The organism is Xanthomonas cannabis pv. cannabis (assembly GCF_000802365.1).
GTDB classification, from domain to species: domain Bacteria; phylum Pseudomonadota; class Gammaproteobacteria; order Xanthomonadales; family Xanthomonadaceae; genus Xanthomonas; species Xanthomonas cannabis.
Genome location: NZ_JSZE01000010.1, coordinates 1 through 14684, shown reverse-complemented (window position 1 = coordinate 14684; position 14684 = coordinate 1). Strand labels below are relative to the sequence as shown.

Sequence of the window (14684 nt, the reverse complement as noted above, 5' to 3'; positions counted from 1 at the left end):
CGGTAATCAGGGGAGTGGCATGGCATTGACGAAAGCAGAGATGGCCGAGCGTCTGTTTGACGAGGTCGGTCTGAACAAGCGCGAGGCAAAGGAATTTGTCGACGCGTTTTTCGACGTGCTGCGCGATGCCCTGGAGCAGGGTCGTCAGGTGAAGCTGTCGGGTTTCGGCAACTTCGATCTGCGGCGCAAGAATCAACGGCCCGGTCGCAATCCCAAGACCGGCGAGGAAATTCCGATCTCGGCCAGGACGGTGGTGACCTTCCGCCCGGGCCAGAAGCTCAAGGAACGGGTGGAGGCTTATGCTGGATCCGGGCAGTAATCGCGAGCTACCGCCGATCCCGGCCAAGCGCTACTTCACCATCGGTGAGGTGAGCGAGCTGTGCGACGTCAAGCCGCATGTGTTGCGGTATTGGGAAACGGAATTCCCCAGCCTGGAGCCGGTCAAGCGGCGTGGCAATCGCCGGTACTACCAGCGGCACGACGTGTTGATGGTGCGTCAGATCCGGGGGCTGCTGTACGAGCAGGGTTACACCATTGGCGGCGCACGGCTGCGTCTGGAAGGCGAGGGTGCCAAGAGCGAGTCGGCACTGAGCAACCAGATCATCAAGCAGGTGCGGATGGAGCTGGAAGAAGTGCTTCAACTGCTACGCCGCTAGGAAAACGCTTCATAAAGCCGCTATAATCGCAGGCCGTCCTCGCGACGGGTGCAGCACTTCGGGGTATAGCGCAGCCTGGTAGCGCACTAGTCTGGGGGACTAGTGGTCGTCGGTTCGAATCCGGCTACCCCGACCAAACAGCAAAGCCCATGTCCTCAGGACATGGGCTTTTTTGTTGCGTTGCAACATTGCATTTTTGTGTCCTGGCGTGGCCTGGCCGATACGCAGATCGGCATATCGCGGTGCAGCATGAACCGCATGCTAGCGCCCGGTTTCCACGGTCCGGTTCGCTATGGACCTGGGTCACGGAATGATGCTAAGTGCCCGAAAACGTTCTAGATCATTAGCGAAATATCAGGACGTGGATCACGTTTTGTTAACGCACTAACGACGAACTTGAATCAATAGGCCAACGCCGTCAAAAAAATGGCGAGCTGCGTCTTGCGGTGGATTCTTTCTGTGCCATAGTGCAGTGCAACACGTCATCCCTGTCGTGATCCCGTCGTGGGATAAACCTCTCTGTCGTACGTTCGTGCTGGCGTGTTGGCCGGTTGAATGCTGCGCGAGCTCCTGTCCCACCCAACCGAGGCAGCCAGCCACACGCATGAAGAAACTGATCGGACGATTCTGCCAAGGCCTCAGCCTGGCGTTGATCTGCTCGATGACACTGGGCGCTTGCAGCACCGGGAAGGACATGGCGACGTCGTTGCCGCTTCCCGATCCGCTCGCAATGTCGGCGGTGCAACCCGAGTATCGACTCTCCCCAGGCGACCTGTTGCTGGTCAAGGTGTTCCAGGTCGACGATCTGGAGCGGCAGGTCCGCATCGATCAGAACGGTCACATCTCGCTGCCGTTGATCGGCGACGTCAACGCCGCCGGCATGGGCGTGGGGGAACTCGAAAAGATGGTCGCCGATCGCTATCGCGGTGGCTATCTGCAGAACCCACAAGTGTCGGTCTTCGTGCAGGAGTCCAACGGCCGTCGCGTGACCGTGACCGGCGCGGTCGATGAACCCGGCATCTATCCGGTGATCGGTGCCAACCTGACCTTGCAGCAGGCCATCGCGCAGGCCAAGGGCGTCAGCACCGTGGCCAGCCGCGGCAATGTCATCGTGTTTCGCACGGTCAACGGGCAGAAGATGATCGCGCGTTTCGACCTGACCGAAATCGAGAAGGGTGCCAACCCGGACCCTGAAATCTACGGCGGCGACATCGTTGTGGTGTATCGCTCGGATGCGCGCGTCTGGTTGCGCACCATGCTGGAACTGACCCCCTTGGTGATGGTGTGGCGCGCTTACCGATGAGTATGAATTCCGACAATCGTTCTTCGCCGTCGCATCGCCACGGACACCTCGAACTGGCAGACGTCAGCCTGATGGATTACTGGCGCGCCCTGGTGTCGCAGCGGTGGCTGATCATCCTGATCACCATCGGTGCGGTATTGCTGGCCCTGGTGATCACCTTGCTGATGCCAGAAAAGTATCGGGCCACCAGCACGCTGCAGATCGAGCGTGACTCGCTCAATGTGGTCAACGTCGACAACCTGATGCCCGTGGAATCGCCGCAGGACCGCGACTTCTACCAGACCCAGTATCAATTGCTGCAGAGCCGATCGCTGGCACGCGCGGTGATCCGCGAAGCCAAGCTCGACCAGGAGCCGGCGTTCAAGCAGCAGGTTCAAGAGGCGCTGGAAAAAGCAGCGGCAAAGAACCCGGAAGCGGGCAAGACGGTGGACTCGCGCCAGGCCATCATCGAGCGCAGCCTCACCGACACCTTGCTTGCAGGTCTGGTGGTCGAGCCGATCCTCAATTCGCGTCTGGTCTACGTCAATTACGATTCGCCGGACCCGGTGCTGGCAGCGAAGATCGCCAATACCTATCCGAAGGTGTTCATCGTCAGCACGCAGCAGCGTCGCATGAAGGCGTCTTCGTTCGCGACCAAGTTCCTGGCAGAGCGCCTGGAGCAGCTGCGCTCCAAGGTGGAAGATTCCGAAAAGGCCCTGGTGGCATACTCGACCGACGAGCAGATCGTCTCGGTCGGCGACGACAAGCCATCGCTGCCGGCGCAGAACCTGACCGACCTCAATGCATTGCTTGCGTCGGCACAGGACGCACGTATCAAGGCCGAGGCGGCCTGGCGCCAGGCCGCCTCCGGTGATGCCATGTCGCTGCCGCAGGTGCTCAGCAGCCCGCTGATCCAGACCCTGCGTGGCGAGCAGGTGCGCCTGACCAGCGAGTACCAGCAGAAGCTGTCGACGTTCAAGCCGGATTACCCGGAAATGCAGCGCCTGAAAGCGCAGATCGAAGAATCGCGCAGGCAGATCAATGGCGAGATCATCAACGTGCGCCAGTCGTTGAAGGCCACCTACGATGCATCGGTGCATCAGGAGCAATTGCTCAACGAACGTATCGCCGGCCTGCGCAACAACGAGCTCGACCTGCAAAGCCGCAGCATCCGCTACAACATGCTCAAGCGCGACGTTGACACCAACCGTCAGCTCTACGATGCGCTTCTGCAGCGCTACAAGGAAATCGGTGTGGCGAGCAACGTGGGCGCCAACAACGTGACCATCGTCGACACTGCAGATGTGCCTACGTCGAAGACTTCTCCGAAACTCAAATTGAACCTCGCGTTGGGCTTCATCTTTGGCGTATTCCTGGGTCTGGCGGTGGCGCTGGTGCGCTATTTCCTGCGCGGGACCGGGCAGGAAACACGATTGAACTGACATCGTGGTGTTGCAAAACAGTGGTTAATTAAAGTGACAACCGATTCAGCGTGGAAAAGGTTGGATTCCGTATGTTTCGGGCTCCTTCGTTTGAAAGTTTGTCTCTGTTGAAACAAAGGGCTGTCGGGCGATCTGGGGTCGGTAGGTATTACCGCGTTGATCGCTCGACGGAGATGATTGAAAGCTCGCGTGCGACTCGTATGTTCCCCCGCATGCACCGTATCGAGTTTGGAGGACATCCCCATGCTTTTGGCAGACCTGAGTAGCGCGACTTACACGACATCCTCGCCGCGATTGTTGTCCAAGTACTCGGCCGCGGCCGACCTGGTGCTGCGCGTGTTCGACCTGACCATGGTGGTCGTGTCGGGCCTGATCGCCTATCGCATCGTATTCGGCTCCTGGGTTCCCGCGGCGCCATATCGGGTTGCGATCGGTACCACGCTGCTGTACTCGGTGATCTGCTTCGCGCTGTTTCCGCTGTATCGCAGCTGGCGCGGTCGGGGGCTGCTGAGCGAGTTGATGGTGCTGGGTGGTGCCTTCGGCGGTGTCTTTGCGCTGTTCGCGGTGCATGCGCTGATCGTGCAGGTGGGCGAGCAGGTCTCGCGTGGCTGGATCGGCCTGTGGTTCGTCGGCGGGCTGGCATCGCTGGTCGCCGCACGTACCCTGTTGCGCGGCTTTCTGAATCACCTGCGCGCCCAGGGCGTGGACGTGCAGCGGGTGGTGGTGGTGGGCTTGCGCCACCCGGTGATGAAGATCAACCACTACCTGAGCCGCAACCCGTGGGTCGGCATGAACCTGGTGGGTTACTTCCGCACGCCTTACGACATTGCCGTGACCGAGCAGCGCCAGTCGCTACCGTGCCTGGGCGAGCCCGATGCGCTGATCGACTATTTGAAGGACAACCAGGTCGAGCAGGTCTGGATTTCGCTGCCGCTGGGCGAGCGTGACCACATCAAGCAGCTGCTGCAGCGTCTGGACCGTTACCCGATCAATGTGAAGCTGGTGCCCGACCTGTTCGATTTCGGGTTGTTGAATCAGTCCGGTGAGCAGATCGGCAACACGCCGGTGATCAATCTGCGCCAGGGTGGTGTGGATCGCGACAATTACTTCGTCGTCGCCAAGGCGCTGCAGGACAAGATCCTGGCCGTGATCGCGCTGATGGGCCTGTGGCCGCTGATGGCCGCCATTGCCGTGGGCGTCAAGATGAGCTCGCCAGGCCCGGTGTTCTTCCGTCAGCGCCGCCATGGCCTGGGCGGTCGCGAGTTCTACATGTACAAGTTCCGTTCGATGCGCGTGCATGACGATCATGGCACCACGATCCAGCAGGCGACCAAGAACGACACACGCATTACCCGTTTCGGTGCGTTCCTGCGCCGCAGCAGCCTGGACGAGTTGCCGCAGATCTTCAACGTACTCGGTGGCAGCATGTCGATCGTGGGTCCGCGCCCGCATGCAGCGCAGCACAATACACATTATGAAAAGCTGATCAATCACTACATGCAGCGCCACTACGTCAAGCCGGGTATCACCGGTTGGGCGCAGGTGAACGGCTTCCGCGGCGAAACCCCTGAGCTGCGCACGATGAAGAAGCGTATCCAGTACGACCTGGACTACATCCGTCGTTGGTCGCTGTGGCTGGATATCCGCATCATCGTGCTGACTGCGGTGCGCGTGCTCGGACAGAAGACCGCGTACTGATGAAGGCGGGGAGCGTGCGAGCGGGCGCGTCCGGCGCCGCGGGCGGCTGCACTGCAGCCGCTCCTTTCAAGCAGGCGTGTGCATGCTGATTCGAATGAGCGAGGCGACCCGCGTTCGCTGGCACAACCTGCTGATCGAGCTGACCTTGCTGGTCGGTGTCGGCTACAACCTGGTGCTGGCCCTGATCAATGCGAATGTGTTCACCGTCCGCCCGGTGATCACCTACGCGGTCGAGTTCATGGTGTATGCGGCCTGTTTCCTGCTGGGCTTGGGCTCGCTCAGCCGCAAGCGCATCGCGTTGATCATCAGCGGGCTGGGCTTGATCGTGCTGCTGATGTTCGTACGGTTCCTGGTGAACTGGCAGATCGATCCGAAGTTCTTCCGCGACGCGCTGGTGGTCTTCGCCTTCGTGGTGCTGGGGTCCGCGTACACCGGCTCGCTGCCCAAGCTGTTCATCCGCATGACCATCATCGTCTCGCTGGTCGCCGCGTTTGAACTGGCCATGCCAAGCGCCTACGGCGATCTGGTCAATCCCAAGAGTTTCTTCGTCAACGCGCGCGGGATGAGCGCCGAAGGCTTCTGGAACGAGGACAGCAACCTGTTCGTCAGCGCCACGCGCCCGGGCGAGCGTAACTTCCTGCCGGGTTCCAACCTGCCACGCGCCTCCTCGATGTTCATCGAGCCGGTGACGATGGGTAATTACATCTGCTTCTTCACCGCTATCGTGCTGGTGTTCTGGCGTTGGATGCGTCCGGCTGCCTTGATGCTGTCGGTCGGACTGATCGGCTTCATGATCGTCGCTTCCGACGGACGCTTGGCCGCGGGCACCTGCGTGTTGATGGTGCTGCTGACACCCTTGCTGAAACGCCTCGATCAACGATTGGCGTTTCTGGTGTTCCTGCTGGTGATCATGAGTGCGTGGCTGCTGGTCTGGGTGACCGGGATCACCGCCTACCAGGACACCACGATGGGCCGGGTGTTCTTCACCGTGCATTCGATGAACAACCTGTCGTTCGAGTCCTGGATGGGCCTGGATTTTGCGCAGGCGTATCGCTACTTCGACAGCGGCATTTCCTACTTCATCGCCTCGCAGTCGATTGTCGGCGTGCTGGCGTTCCTGTTGTCGTATTCGTTCCTGCTGCTGATGCCCAGCAAGGAAGGGCAGCTATTCAAGAACCTGGCCATCTTTGCGTTCGCGCTGAGTCTGCTGGTGTCCAACGGCTACTTTTCGATCAAGACCTCGGCGCTGTGGTGGTTCGTCTGTGGCTGCCTGTGGCACATGCGTCCGACCTGGTCCGCGTCAGCCGCTCCCCAGACCTCGATCAAGGATGATCCAACGGCAGATGGCGCGCAGCTGCCATTGCCCGCGGGAGCAGCACGATGAGCGCTGCCGCGGTAGCCACGTCGCCGGTCACGCCTGCCGCTGGCGACCGGATCACGACAGCGGGTCGCCCGCGCGATCAGCGGATCGATGCGGCCAAGGCGATCGCGATCCTGCTGGTGGTGTTCTGCCATGCCAAGGGTGTGCCGCACGGCATGACCCTGTTCGCCTACAGCTTTCACGTGCCGCTGTTTTTCATGGTGTCGGGGTGGCTGGCGGTTGGCTATGCGTCCCGCACCACGGGGTTGGACCGGCGGTCGTTGGGCAGGCATGCCCGCAGCCTGCTGCTGCCCTACGTGACGTTCTATCTGTTGGGTTATGCGTACTGGTTGTTGACCCGCAATATCGGCGAGAAGGCGGCGCGGTGGGGAAGCCATCCGTGGTGGGAGCCGATCGTGTCGTTGTTCACCGGGATCGGCCCGGACCTGTACGTACAACCGCCACTGTGGTTTTTGCCGGTGATGCTGGTGACCGTGATTGCCTACATCCTGCTGCGCCACGTGCTGCCCCCGCTGGTCATTACGCTGGCGTCGCTGGTGCTGGCCTGGATCTGGATGAACTGGTTTCCGGGACAGGGCGTACGGCTTTTCTTCGGCCTCGATGTGCTACCGGTGTCGTTGTGTTTCTACGCGCTGGGTGCGTTGTTGATTCACCTGTCGCCGCGGTTGCCGACGTCGCTGCCGATCAGTGCATTGGTGACCGTGGTGCTGGCATTCGCGGTCGCGTGGTTGGCCCAGCGCAATGGACGCATCGACGTGAACATGCTGCAGTTCGGGCGCGAGCATGCGCTGTTCCTGCTCAGTGCGGTACTGGGCTCGCTGATGGTGATCTGCGCGGCGCGGTTGGTGCAGGGCTGGGCGTGGGTACAGTGGATCGGCCGCAACACCTTGCTGGTCCTGTGCACGCACATGTTGGTGTTCTTCGTCTTGTCCGGCGTTGCCGCAGTCGCTGGTGGATTCGGCTCGGCGCGTCCCGGGCTGGGTTGGGCGGTGTTCGTCACGGTCTTTGCGCTGGTGGCATGCGTGCCGATGCGCTGGGTGCTGATGCGGTTTGCTCCCTGGGCGTTGGGTGCGCGCACGGTGACGGCATGAGCGGCGCTGCGGCATGACCACGGCTCCGTACTTGCCCGAGGTGGGACGCGGCACGGCAGGCCTGGTCGTGCGGCCGGTGGCTGCGGCGACCCGCGACTGGCAGATCGATGCGGCAAAGGCCCTGGCCATCGTACTGGTGGTGCTTGGGCATGCCAGCGGCATGCCGCCCGCGTACAAACTGTTTGCCTACAGTTTTCATGTGCCGCTGTTTTTCGTGCTCTCCGGATGGGTGGGCGAACGATTCGGGCGGCGTACGTTGAACGCAGCGACAGCGGCCAAGCTGGCGCGCACGCTCCTGGTTCCGTATCTGGCTTTTTTCCTGGTGGCCTACGGTGTGTGGCTGTTGATGGCGGTGCTCAATCACGCCTTCCAGCAGCCGGGCGCACGTGCGTGGTGGGATCCGTTGACCGGTGTGCTCTGGGCCAATGGCACGCGTCTGTACGTGCTGCCGGCGTTGTGGTTCCTGCCGGCACTGTTTGTCACGACATTGGCCTACATTGCATTGCGCGCGCGCCTGAGTACGGGCGTGGTGGTGGCGATGAGTTTGCCGCTGGCGCTGGCATGGGCGCGATGGTTTCCCGCGCTGCAGCTGCGGCTGCCGCTCGCGTTGGACGTGTTGCCGATTGCCTTGTTCTTCATTGCCATCGGCGGCTGGCTGTCGCGCTTTGCCGAGCAGTTGCGCGGCTTCGGTGCAGGGGCCTGGGCGGTGGCCTTGCCGTGCGTGGCGGCGGCCTGGGGACTGCTGGCCGGGTGGAACGGGCAGGTGGACGTCAACAACCTGCAGTTCGGGCATTCGGCCGCGCTGTTCGTGCTGGTCAGCCTGCTGGGAACCGCGATGACCTTGTGCGTGGCCTACTTCGTTCGCAACTGGCGGTGGGTGCAATGGATCGGTACCAATACACTGCTGATCCTGTGCACGCACACCTTGGTGTTTCTGGTGATCACCAGTGTGATGGTCCGCACCGGCGTGATGGATCGCAGCCTGATCGGTACGCCGGCCTGGGCGATGGCGTTGAGTGCGTTCGCGATCGCCTGCGCTGTGCCGATGCGCACGGTGCTGGTGCGTAGTGCGCCATGGATGTTGGGGTTGAAGCGTCAATGATGCGTTTTCAGAATCGACCGTCGTCGCAGCACCTGCGTGCGCGTCGCCGGCACAGGAGATTGGCGTAAATGAAAGTGGTGCATGTCGTCCGCCAATTCCACCCCTCGATCGGGGGGATGGAGGAAGTCGTCCTCAATGTCGCCCGCCAGCATCAGGCCACTAGTGCCGATACGGTGGAGGTGGTGACACTCGATCGCGTGTTTACCGACCCGGGTGCGCAGCTTGCGCCGCAGGAAACCTATCAGGGCCTGCCAATCCGGCGGATCGGCTATCGCGGTTCGTCGCGTTACCCGCTCGCACCATCGGTGCTGGGCGCGATTCGCTCTGCCGATGTGGTGCATCTGCATGGCATCGATTTTTTCTACGACTACCTTGCGCTGACCAGGCCGTTCCATGGCAAGCCGATGGTGGTTTCCACCCACGGCGGGTTCTTCCACACCGCCTACGCATCGCGCATGAAGCAGATCTGGTTCCAGACCCTGACCCGGGCATCGGCGTTGGCGTATGCGCGGGTGATTGCCACCAGCGAGAACGATGGCGACCTGTTTGCCAAGGTGGTATCGCCAGCGCGCCTGCGCGTGATCGAAAACGGCGTGGACGTGGAAAAATATGCAGGGCAGGGCGCGACGACGCCTGGCCGGACGATGCTGTATTTCGGTCGCTGGTCGGTCAACAAGGGGTTGATCGAAACCCTGGAGCTGCTGCAGGCTGCGCTCAAGCGCGATCCGCAGTGGCGGCTGATCATCGCCGGCCGCGAGTACGATCTGAACGAGGCCGACCTGCGCAAGGCCATTGCCGAGCGTGGTCTGCAGGACAAGGTGCAGTTGAGCATGTCGCCCTCGCAGGAGCAGTTGCGCACGCTGATGCAGCAGGCGCAGTTCTTTGTCTGCCTGTCGCGCCATGAAGGGTTCGGTATTGCCGCGGTCGAGGCGATGAGCGCAGGGCTGATTCCCATCCTCAGCGACATCCCGCCGTTCGTGCGGCTTGCCACCGAGTCGGGACAGGGCGTGATCGTCAATCGCGACAGGATCGACGCGGCGGCCGACCAGGTGCAGGCGCTTGCGCTGACCGCTGATGCCGATTTCGCCACGCGGCGTGCGGCCTCGATGGCCTATGTGAGCCGCTACGACTGGAAGCATGTGGTCGGGCGTTACGTGGACGAGTACCACGCCGCGCTGGGTACGCCGCGTCCGCAGGAGACGCGGCGATGAGCGCGCACGCATCTGCATCGCTGACCCGTGCAGCGGCCCAGCCGCAGGTCACGGTGTTGTTCTCCACCGAAAGGCCCAACGCCAGCACCAATCCGTATCTGACCCAGCTCTATGACGCGCTGCCCGATGCGGTGCAGCCGCGCTTCTTCTCGATGCGCGATGCCTTGTTGTCGCGCTACGACGTGCTGCATCTGCATTGGCCCGAATACCTGCTGCGCCATCCCAGTGCTGCCGGCACCCTGGCCAAGCAGGTGTGTGCGGCGTTGTTGTTGCTCAGGTTGCAGGTCACCGGCACGCCGGTCGTGCGCACCCTGCACAATCTGGCGCCACACGAAGACCGTGGCTGGCGCGAGCGCAGCCTGTTGCGCTGGATCGACCGCCTGACGCGCCGCTGGATCCGCATCAATGCGACCACGCCGCCACGTCCGCCGTTCACCGACACCATCCTGCACGGCCATTACCGCGACTGGTTCGCGACGATGCCGCAGGGCACCACGGTGCCGGGGCGGCTGCTGCATTTCGGCCTGATCCGCCCGTACAAGGGGGTGGAAACGCTGCTGGAGGTGATGCGCGATGTCGGCGACCCGCGCCTGAATCTGCGCATTGTCGGTAACCCCGCCACGCCGCAGATGCGTACGCTGGTGGAAGACGCCTGCGCGCAGGATCCGCGCATCAGCGCATTGCTGGCCTATGTCGAAGAGCCGGTGCTGGCACGCGAAGTGAGCGAGGCCGAGCTGGTGGTGTTGCCGTATCGGCAGATGCATAACTCCGGAACATTGCTGCTGGCCTTGTCGCTGGCGCGGCCGGTATTGGCGCCATGGAGTGAATCCAACGCGGCCATCGCCGAGGAAGTGGGCCCGGGCTGGGTATTCCTGTATGAGGGTGAGTTCGATGCGGCCTTGCTGACGGGCATGTTGGACACGGTGCGCGCCGCGCCGCGCGGGCCGGCCCCGGATCTGTCGCAACGCGACTGGCCGCGCATCGGTCAGCTGCATTACCGCACCTACCTGGAAGCGCTGGGCCAGGACGGAGAAGCCGCGCTGTGACCGCAGACCCTCCCTCGATGTCATCGTCTCCCACACCGCCAACGGCGCCGCAGCGCAGCCTCGGCTCGCGTGCCGCGGGCGGAGCGGCGGTGACCATGCTGGGCCAGTCGGCCAAGATGGTCGTGCAATTCGGCGGCATCATCCTGCTGGCGCGCCTGCTGACCCCATACGACTACGGCCTGATGGCGATGGTGACCGCCATCGTCGGTGCGGCGGAAATCCTGCGCGACTTCGGCCTGTCGGCCGCCGCGGTTCAGGCCAAGCACGTCAGCCGCGAGCAACGCGACAACCTGTTCTGGATCAACAGCGGCATCGGGTTGACGTTGTCGGTGCTGGTGTTCGCCTCGGCGCACCTGATCGCCAACTTCTACAAGGAGCCGGCGCTGGTCACCATCTCCCAGGCGCTGGCGGTGACGTTTTTGATCAACGGCATGACCACCCAATACCGCGCGCACCTGAGCCGCGGGCTGCGCTTCGGGCAGGTGGCGCTGAGCGATGTGGGGTCGCAAGTGCTGGGCCTGCTGGCTGCGGTGGCTGCCGCGTTGCTGGGTTGGGGTTACTGGGCGCTGGTGGTGCAGCAGGTGGTGCAGGCGGTGGTGAACCTCGTCATTGCCGCGAGCTGCGCGCGCTGGTTGCCTGGCGGCTATCAGCGCAGCGCGCCGATGCGCGACTTCATGAGCTTCGGCTGGAACCTGATGGCGGCGCAGCTGCTGGGATACGCCAGCCGCAACGTGGGCCAGGTGATCATCGGCTGGCGCACCGGCCCGGACGCGCTGGGTTTGTACAACCGCGCGTTCCAGCTGTTGATGATGCCGTTGAACCAGATCAATGCGCCGGCCACCAGCGTGGCGTTGCCGGTGCTGTCGCAGTTGCAGGACGACCGCGAACGTTTCAGCGCGTTCCTGCTGCGCGGGCAGACGGTGATGGTGCATCTGATCGTGGCGCTGTTTTCGTTCGCCTGTGCGCTGGCGATGCCGCTGATCGTGCTGGTGCTGGGCGAGCAGTGGCGCGAGGCAGTGCCGCTGTTCCAGGTGCTCGCGCTCGGCGGCATCTTCCAGACCGCGTCCTACGCCACGTACTGGGTGTTCCTGGCCAGGGGATTGATGCGGCAACAACTGGTGTACTCGCTGGTCAGCCGCATCGTGTTGATCGCCTGCATCTTCGTCGGCTCGCGCTGGGGTGCGATGGGCGTGGCGATCGGGTATTCGTTCGGTCTGCTGGTGACCTGGCCGCTTTCATTGATCTGGGTCGGCAGGATCTCCGATACGCCGGTCGCTGCGTTGTTCACCAATGCGGTACGCGCAATGGCGGCATACGGCATCGCCGGTGCCAGCGCCTACTACGCATCGGTGACGGTCGGTGGCCCGCTGTGGGAGCAACTGGCAGTCGGCGCAGCCGTGATGGCCGCAGTGTGCCTGCTGATGCTTGGCATCTGGCCGGCATTCCGTCGCGATGTGATCTCCATCGTCAATATCCGCAAGTTGCTGACGCAGGCCAAGGCACGTCGATGAGATCGACATCGTCTTCGCCCGCGCTCGGTCATGCTTTTCCCCACTCATTCATAGGACACGGCCCATGAGCGCTACACCCGCCGCCGCTGCCGGCATTCGCCGGCCTTGCTATCTGGTCTTGTCCGCCCACGATTACCGCACCCCGCGCCGCGCCAACATCCACTTCATCACCGACCAGCTGGCGCAGCGCGGCACGACGCGGTTCTTTTCGCTGCGTTACAGCCGCCTGTCGCGGATGAAGGGCGACATGCGCCTGCCGCTGGACGACACCGCCAACACTGTGGTGTCGCACAAGGGGGTCGAGTGCTATCTGTGGCGCACGACGGTGCACCCGTTCAATACCCGGCGGGCGTGGCTGCGTGCCGCGGAAGATGCGATGTTCCGCTGGTATGCCGCGCATCCGCCGCGTCAGCTGCTGGACTGGATGCGCGAGGCCGACGTCATCGTGTTCGAAAGCGGAATTGCGGTGGCCTTCATCGAGCTTGCCAAGCGCATCAACACGGCGGCCAAGCTGGTGTATCGCGCATCCGACGGCCTGAGCACGATCAACGTGGCCTCCTACATCGAGCGCGAGTTCGACCGCGTCGCACCGACGCTGGATGTGATCGCGCTGGTGTCGCCGGCCATGGCCGAGGAGATCGCCAGCCGCGACAACGTCTATCACGTCGGGCACGGTGTGGATCACAACCTGGATCAGTTGGGCGACCCATCGCCGTACGGGGAGGGCATCCATGCCGTGGCGGTCGGGTCGATGTTGTTCGACCCTGAATTTTTCGTGGTGGCCAGCAAGGCATTCCCGCAGGTCACCTTCCACGTGATCGGTTCGGGCATGGGGCGGCATCCCGGCTATGGCGATAACGTCGTCGTTTATGGTGAAATGAAGCACGTCGAGACGATTGGCTACATCAAGCATGCGCGGTTCGGCATCGCGCCCTACGCCTCGGAACAGGTGCCAGTGTATTTGGCCGACAGCTCGATGAAGCTGCTGCAGTACGACTTCTTCGGTTTGCCGGCGGTCTGCCCGAATGCGGTTGTCGGGCCGTATCAGCAGTCCCGCTTCGGCTATACGCCGGGCAATGCCGAGTCGATCGTTTCCGCAATCAGTCAGGCGCTGGAAGCGCCGCACGTGCGTTACCGTCAGTGCCTGAACTGGTCTGACACCACCGATCGCGTGCTGGACCCGGCCGCGTACCCGGAAACCCGCTTGTATCCGCAGCACACCGGCGCAGCCGCGCGTGCATCCTCGGAGGCCGCGCTCTCGCATTGATGCGGCGCACCTCACCCGTTCGAGTTCAGGAGACCCTTTGTCATGGCCAACGCTTTGCTGCAGAAATGGATAGAACATGCAGAACGTCGTGCATTGTTCTGGTGGCAGCCGAAAAACGCTGGCGTCAACATGGGGGACCACCTGTCTAAGGTGATCGTGTCCTGCGTGCTTTCGCTGCAGGACAAGACGCTGATCGAAAAGCGTGATCTCAGCAAGAAGCTCATCGCGATCGGGTCGGTGCTGCATTTTGCCAAGGACGGCGATACCGTCTGGGGCAGCGGGATCAACGGCAAGATTCCTGCCGAGCGCAATACCTTCAGCACGCTCGATGTGCGTGCGGTGCGCGGGCCCAAGACGCGCCAGTTCCTGCTGGACCGTGGCATCGCGGTGCCGGAAGTCTACGGCGACCCAGGGCTGCTGACGCCGATGTTCTTCCCGGCCGAAGCGCTCGGTGCGGTGGAAAAACGTCCGTTTGCGATCGTTCCGCATTTCAACGAGCCGGTCGAAAAATACAGCGCGTACGCGGACCATCTGGTGTTTCCGAACGTCAAGCCGGCAACCTTCATGAGCCAGCTGCTGGGCGCCGAACTGGTGGTCAGCAGTTCGTTGCACGGCCTGATCCTGGCCGAGGCATACGGCATTCCAGCCGTGTATCTGGACTGGGGCAACGGCGAAGATCGCTTCAAGTACGACGATTACTACTACGGCACCGGGCGCACCCAATGGCACTCGGGCAACAACGTGGAAGAGTGCCTGGCGCTGGGCGGCAACGGCAGCTTCGATCTGGAAAAACTGCAGGCCGGTTTGCTGGCCGCATTCCCTTACGACCTTTGGTGATTCGATGATGCAGGGCCAGCGCGTGGACAGGGACACAACGAGCGGCGCTGCCGCCGGCACTCCGGCCGGAGTGGTGATTCCGCTGGGTGGGTTTCCGGTGTTGTCCACCACCCAGGAAGCGTTCGCGCTTGACCTGTTTCACGCGTTGGCTGCACAGCAG

General features: G+C 62.7%; 13 protein-coding genes, 1 tRNA gene and 1 pseudogene. All 15 read left to right on the top strand.

All coding sequences use genetic code 11. The annotated features are described in order from the left end of the window. The first annotated feature begins 19 nt into the window (after window positions 1–19). Window positions 20–319: an integration host factor subunit alpha gene (locus OZ10_RS02590; RefSeq protein ID WP_002811076.1), complete on the top strand. Its 300-nt coding sequence runs from the start codon at window positions 20–22 to the stop codon at window positions 317–319. Continuing rightward, window positions 300–656 carry a MerR family transcriptional regulator gene (locus tag OZ10_RS02585; RefSeq protein WP_005914014.1) on the top strand — a complete coding sequence of 119 codons (357 nt, stop codon included), beginning with the start codon at window positions 300–302 and terminating at the stop codon, window positions 654–656. The genes OZ10_RS02590 and OZ10_RS02585 overlap by 20 nt, the downstream gene beginning before the upstream one ends. Window positions 657–715: 59 nt before the next feature. Beyond that, window positions 716–792: transfer RNA gene (locus OZ10_RS02580), tRNA-Pro, on the top strand. Window positions 793–1260: 468 nt separating this feature from the next. Beyond that, window positions 1261–1959, top strand: coding sequence for a polysaccharide biosynthesis/export family protein (locus OZ10_RS02575; protein ID WP_039410841.1), 699 nt, complete (start codon window positions 1261–1263; stop codon window positions 1957–1959). Further along, the gene (locus OZ10_RS02570) at window positions 1941–3380 is read left to right on the top strand and encodes a GumC family protein (RefSeq protein ID WP_139051257.1); all 1440 of its coding nucleotides are present in this window, start codon (window positions 1941–1943) and stop codon (window positions 3378–3380) included. Before OZ10_RS02575 ends, OZ10_RS02570 begins: the two co-directional genes overlap by 19 nt. 243 nt (window positions 3381–3623) lie before the next feature. Continuing rightward, window positions 3624–5078, top strand: a complete 1455-nt coding sequence (locus OZ10_RS02565) for an undecaprenyl-phosphate glucose phosphotransferase (protein ID WP_039410847.1) — start codon at window positions 3624–3626, stop codon at window positions 5076–5078. A gap of 94 nt (window positions 5079–5172) precedes the next feature. Next, window positions 5173–6462 (top strand): polysaccharide biosynthesis protein GumE, encoded by a 1290-nt coding sequence (locus OZ10_RS02560; protein ID WP_068835684.1) that lies wholly within the window; start codon window positions 5173–5175, stop codon window positions 6460–6462. Then, complete coding sequence (locus OZ10_RS02555; protein WP_039563872.1) at window positions 6459–7550, top strand: acyltransferase family protein; 1092 nt, start codon at window positions 6459–6461, stop codon at window positions 7548–7550. Before OZ10_RS02560 ends, OZ10_RS02555 begins: the two co-directional genes overlap by 4 nt. Window positions 7551–7563: 13 nt before the next feature. Then, entirely contained in the window at window positions 7564–8652 is a 1089-nt protein-coding gene (locus OZ10_RS02550; RefSeq protein ID WP_039563871.1) for an acyltransferase family protein, read from the top strand. 68 nt (window positions 8653–8720) lie between these two features. Beyond that, window positions 8721–9863, top strand: coding sequence for a glycosyltransferase family 4 protein (locus OZ10_RS02545; RefSeq protein ID WP_039563870.1), 1143 nt, complete (start codon window positions 8721–8723; stop codon window positions 9861–9863). Further along, entirely contained in the window at window positions 9860–10909 is a 1050-nt protein-coding gene (locus tag OZ10_RS02540) for a glycosyltransferase (protein WP_039563869.1), read from the top strand. Before OZ10_RS02545 ends, OZ10_RS02540 begins: the two co-directional genes overlap by 4 nt. A 17-nt stretch (window positions 10910–10926) precedes the next feature. Then, window positions 10927–12420 (top strand): lipopolysaccharide biosynthesis protein, encoded by a 1494-nt coding sequence (locus tag OZ10_RS02535; protein ID WP_039563868.1) that lies wholly within the window; start codon window positions 10927–10929, stop codon window positions 12418–12420. A gap of 64 nt (window positions 12421–12484) precedes the next feature. After that, a complete protein-coding gene (locus OZ10_RS02530) occupies window positions 12485–13687 on the top strand; it encodes a GumK N-terminal domain-containing glycosyltransferase (RefSeq protein WP_039563866.1) in 1203 nt (400 codons plus the stop codon). A 42-nt stretch (window positions 13688–13729) separates the two neighbouring features. Next, window positions 13730–14524, top strand: a complete 795-nt coding sequence (locus OZ10_RS02525) for a polysaccharide pyruvyl transferase family protein (protein WP_039563864.1) — start codon at window positions 13730–13732, stop codon at window positions 14522–14524. 4 nt (window positions 14525–14528) lie between these two features. Beyond that, window positions 14529–14684, top strand: a pseudogene (locus tag OZ10_RS02520) (WecB/TagA/CpsF family glycosyltransferase); the annotation flags it as partial.

Bases quoted from the DNA above. Each gene is read 5' to 3' on its own strand.
- OZ10_RS02540 (WP_039563869.1), top strand. From the start codon at position 9,860: ATGAGCGCGCACGCATCTGCATCGCTGACCCGTGCAGCGGCCCAGCCG.
- OZ10_RS02585 (WP_005914014.1), top strand. From the start codon at position 300: ATGCTGGATCCGGGCAGTAATCGCGAGCTACCGCCGATCCCGGCCAAG.
- OZ10_RS02565 (WP_039410847.1), top strand. From the start codon at position 3,624: ATGCTTTTGGCAGACCTGAGTAGCGCGACTTACACGACATCCTCGCCG.
- OZ10_RS02535 (WP_039563868.1), top strand. From the start codon at position 10,927: ATGTCATCGTCTCCCACACCGCCAACGGCGCCGCAGCGCAGCCTCGGC.
- OZ10_RS02545 (WP_039563870.1), top strand. From the start codon at position 8,721: ATGAAAGTGGTGCATGTCGTCCGCCAATTCCACCCCTCGATCGGGGGG.
- OZ10_RS02530 (WP_039563866.1), top strand. From the start codon at position 12,485: ATGAGCGCTACACCCGCCGCCGCTGCCGGCATTCGCCGGCCTTGCTAT.
- OZ10_RS02525 (WP_039563864.1), top strand. From the start codon at position 13,730: ATGGCCAACGCTTTGCTGCAGAAATGGATAGAACATGCAGAACGTCGT.
- OZ10_RS02560 (WP_068835684.1), top strand. From the start codon at position 5,173: ATGAGCGAGGCGACCCGCGTTCGCTGGCACAACCTGCTGATCGAGCTG.
- OZ10_RS02555 (WP_039563872.1), top strand. From the start codon at position 6,459: ATGAGCGCTGCCGCGGTAGCCACGTCGCCGGTCACGCCTGCCGCTGGC.
- OZ10_RS02550 (WP_039563871.1), top strand. From the start codon at position 7,564: ATGACCACGGCTCCGTACTTGCCCGAGGTGGGACGCGGCACGGCAGGC.
- OZ10_RS02575 (WP_039410841.1), top strand. From the start codon at position 1,261: ATGAAGAAACTGATCGGACGATTCTGCCAAGGCCTCAGCCTGGCGTTG.
- OZ10_RS02590 (WP_002811076.1), top strand. From the start codon at position 20: ATGGCATTGACGAAAGCAGAGATGGCCGAGCGTCTGTTTGACGAGGTC.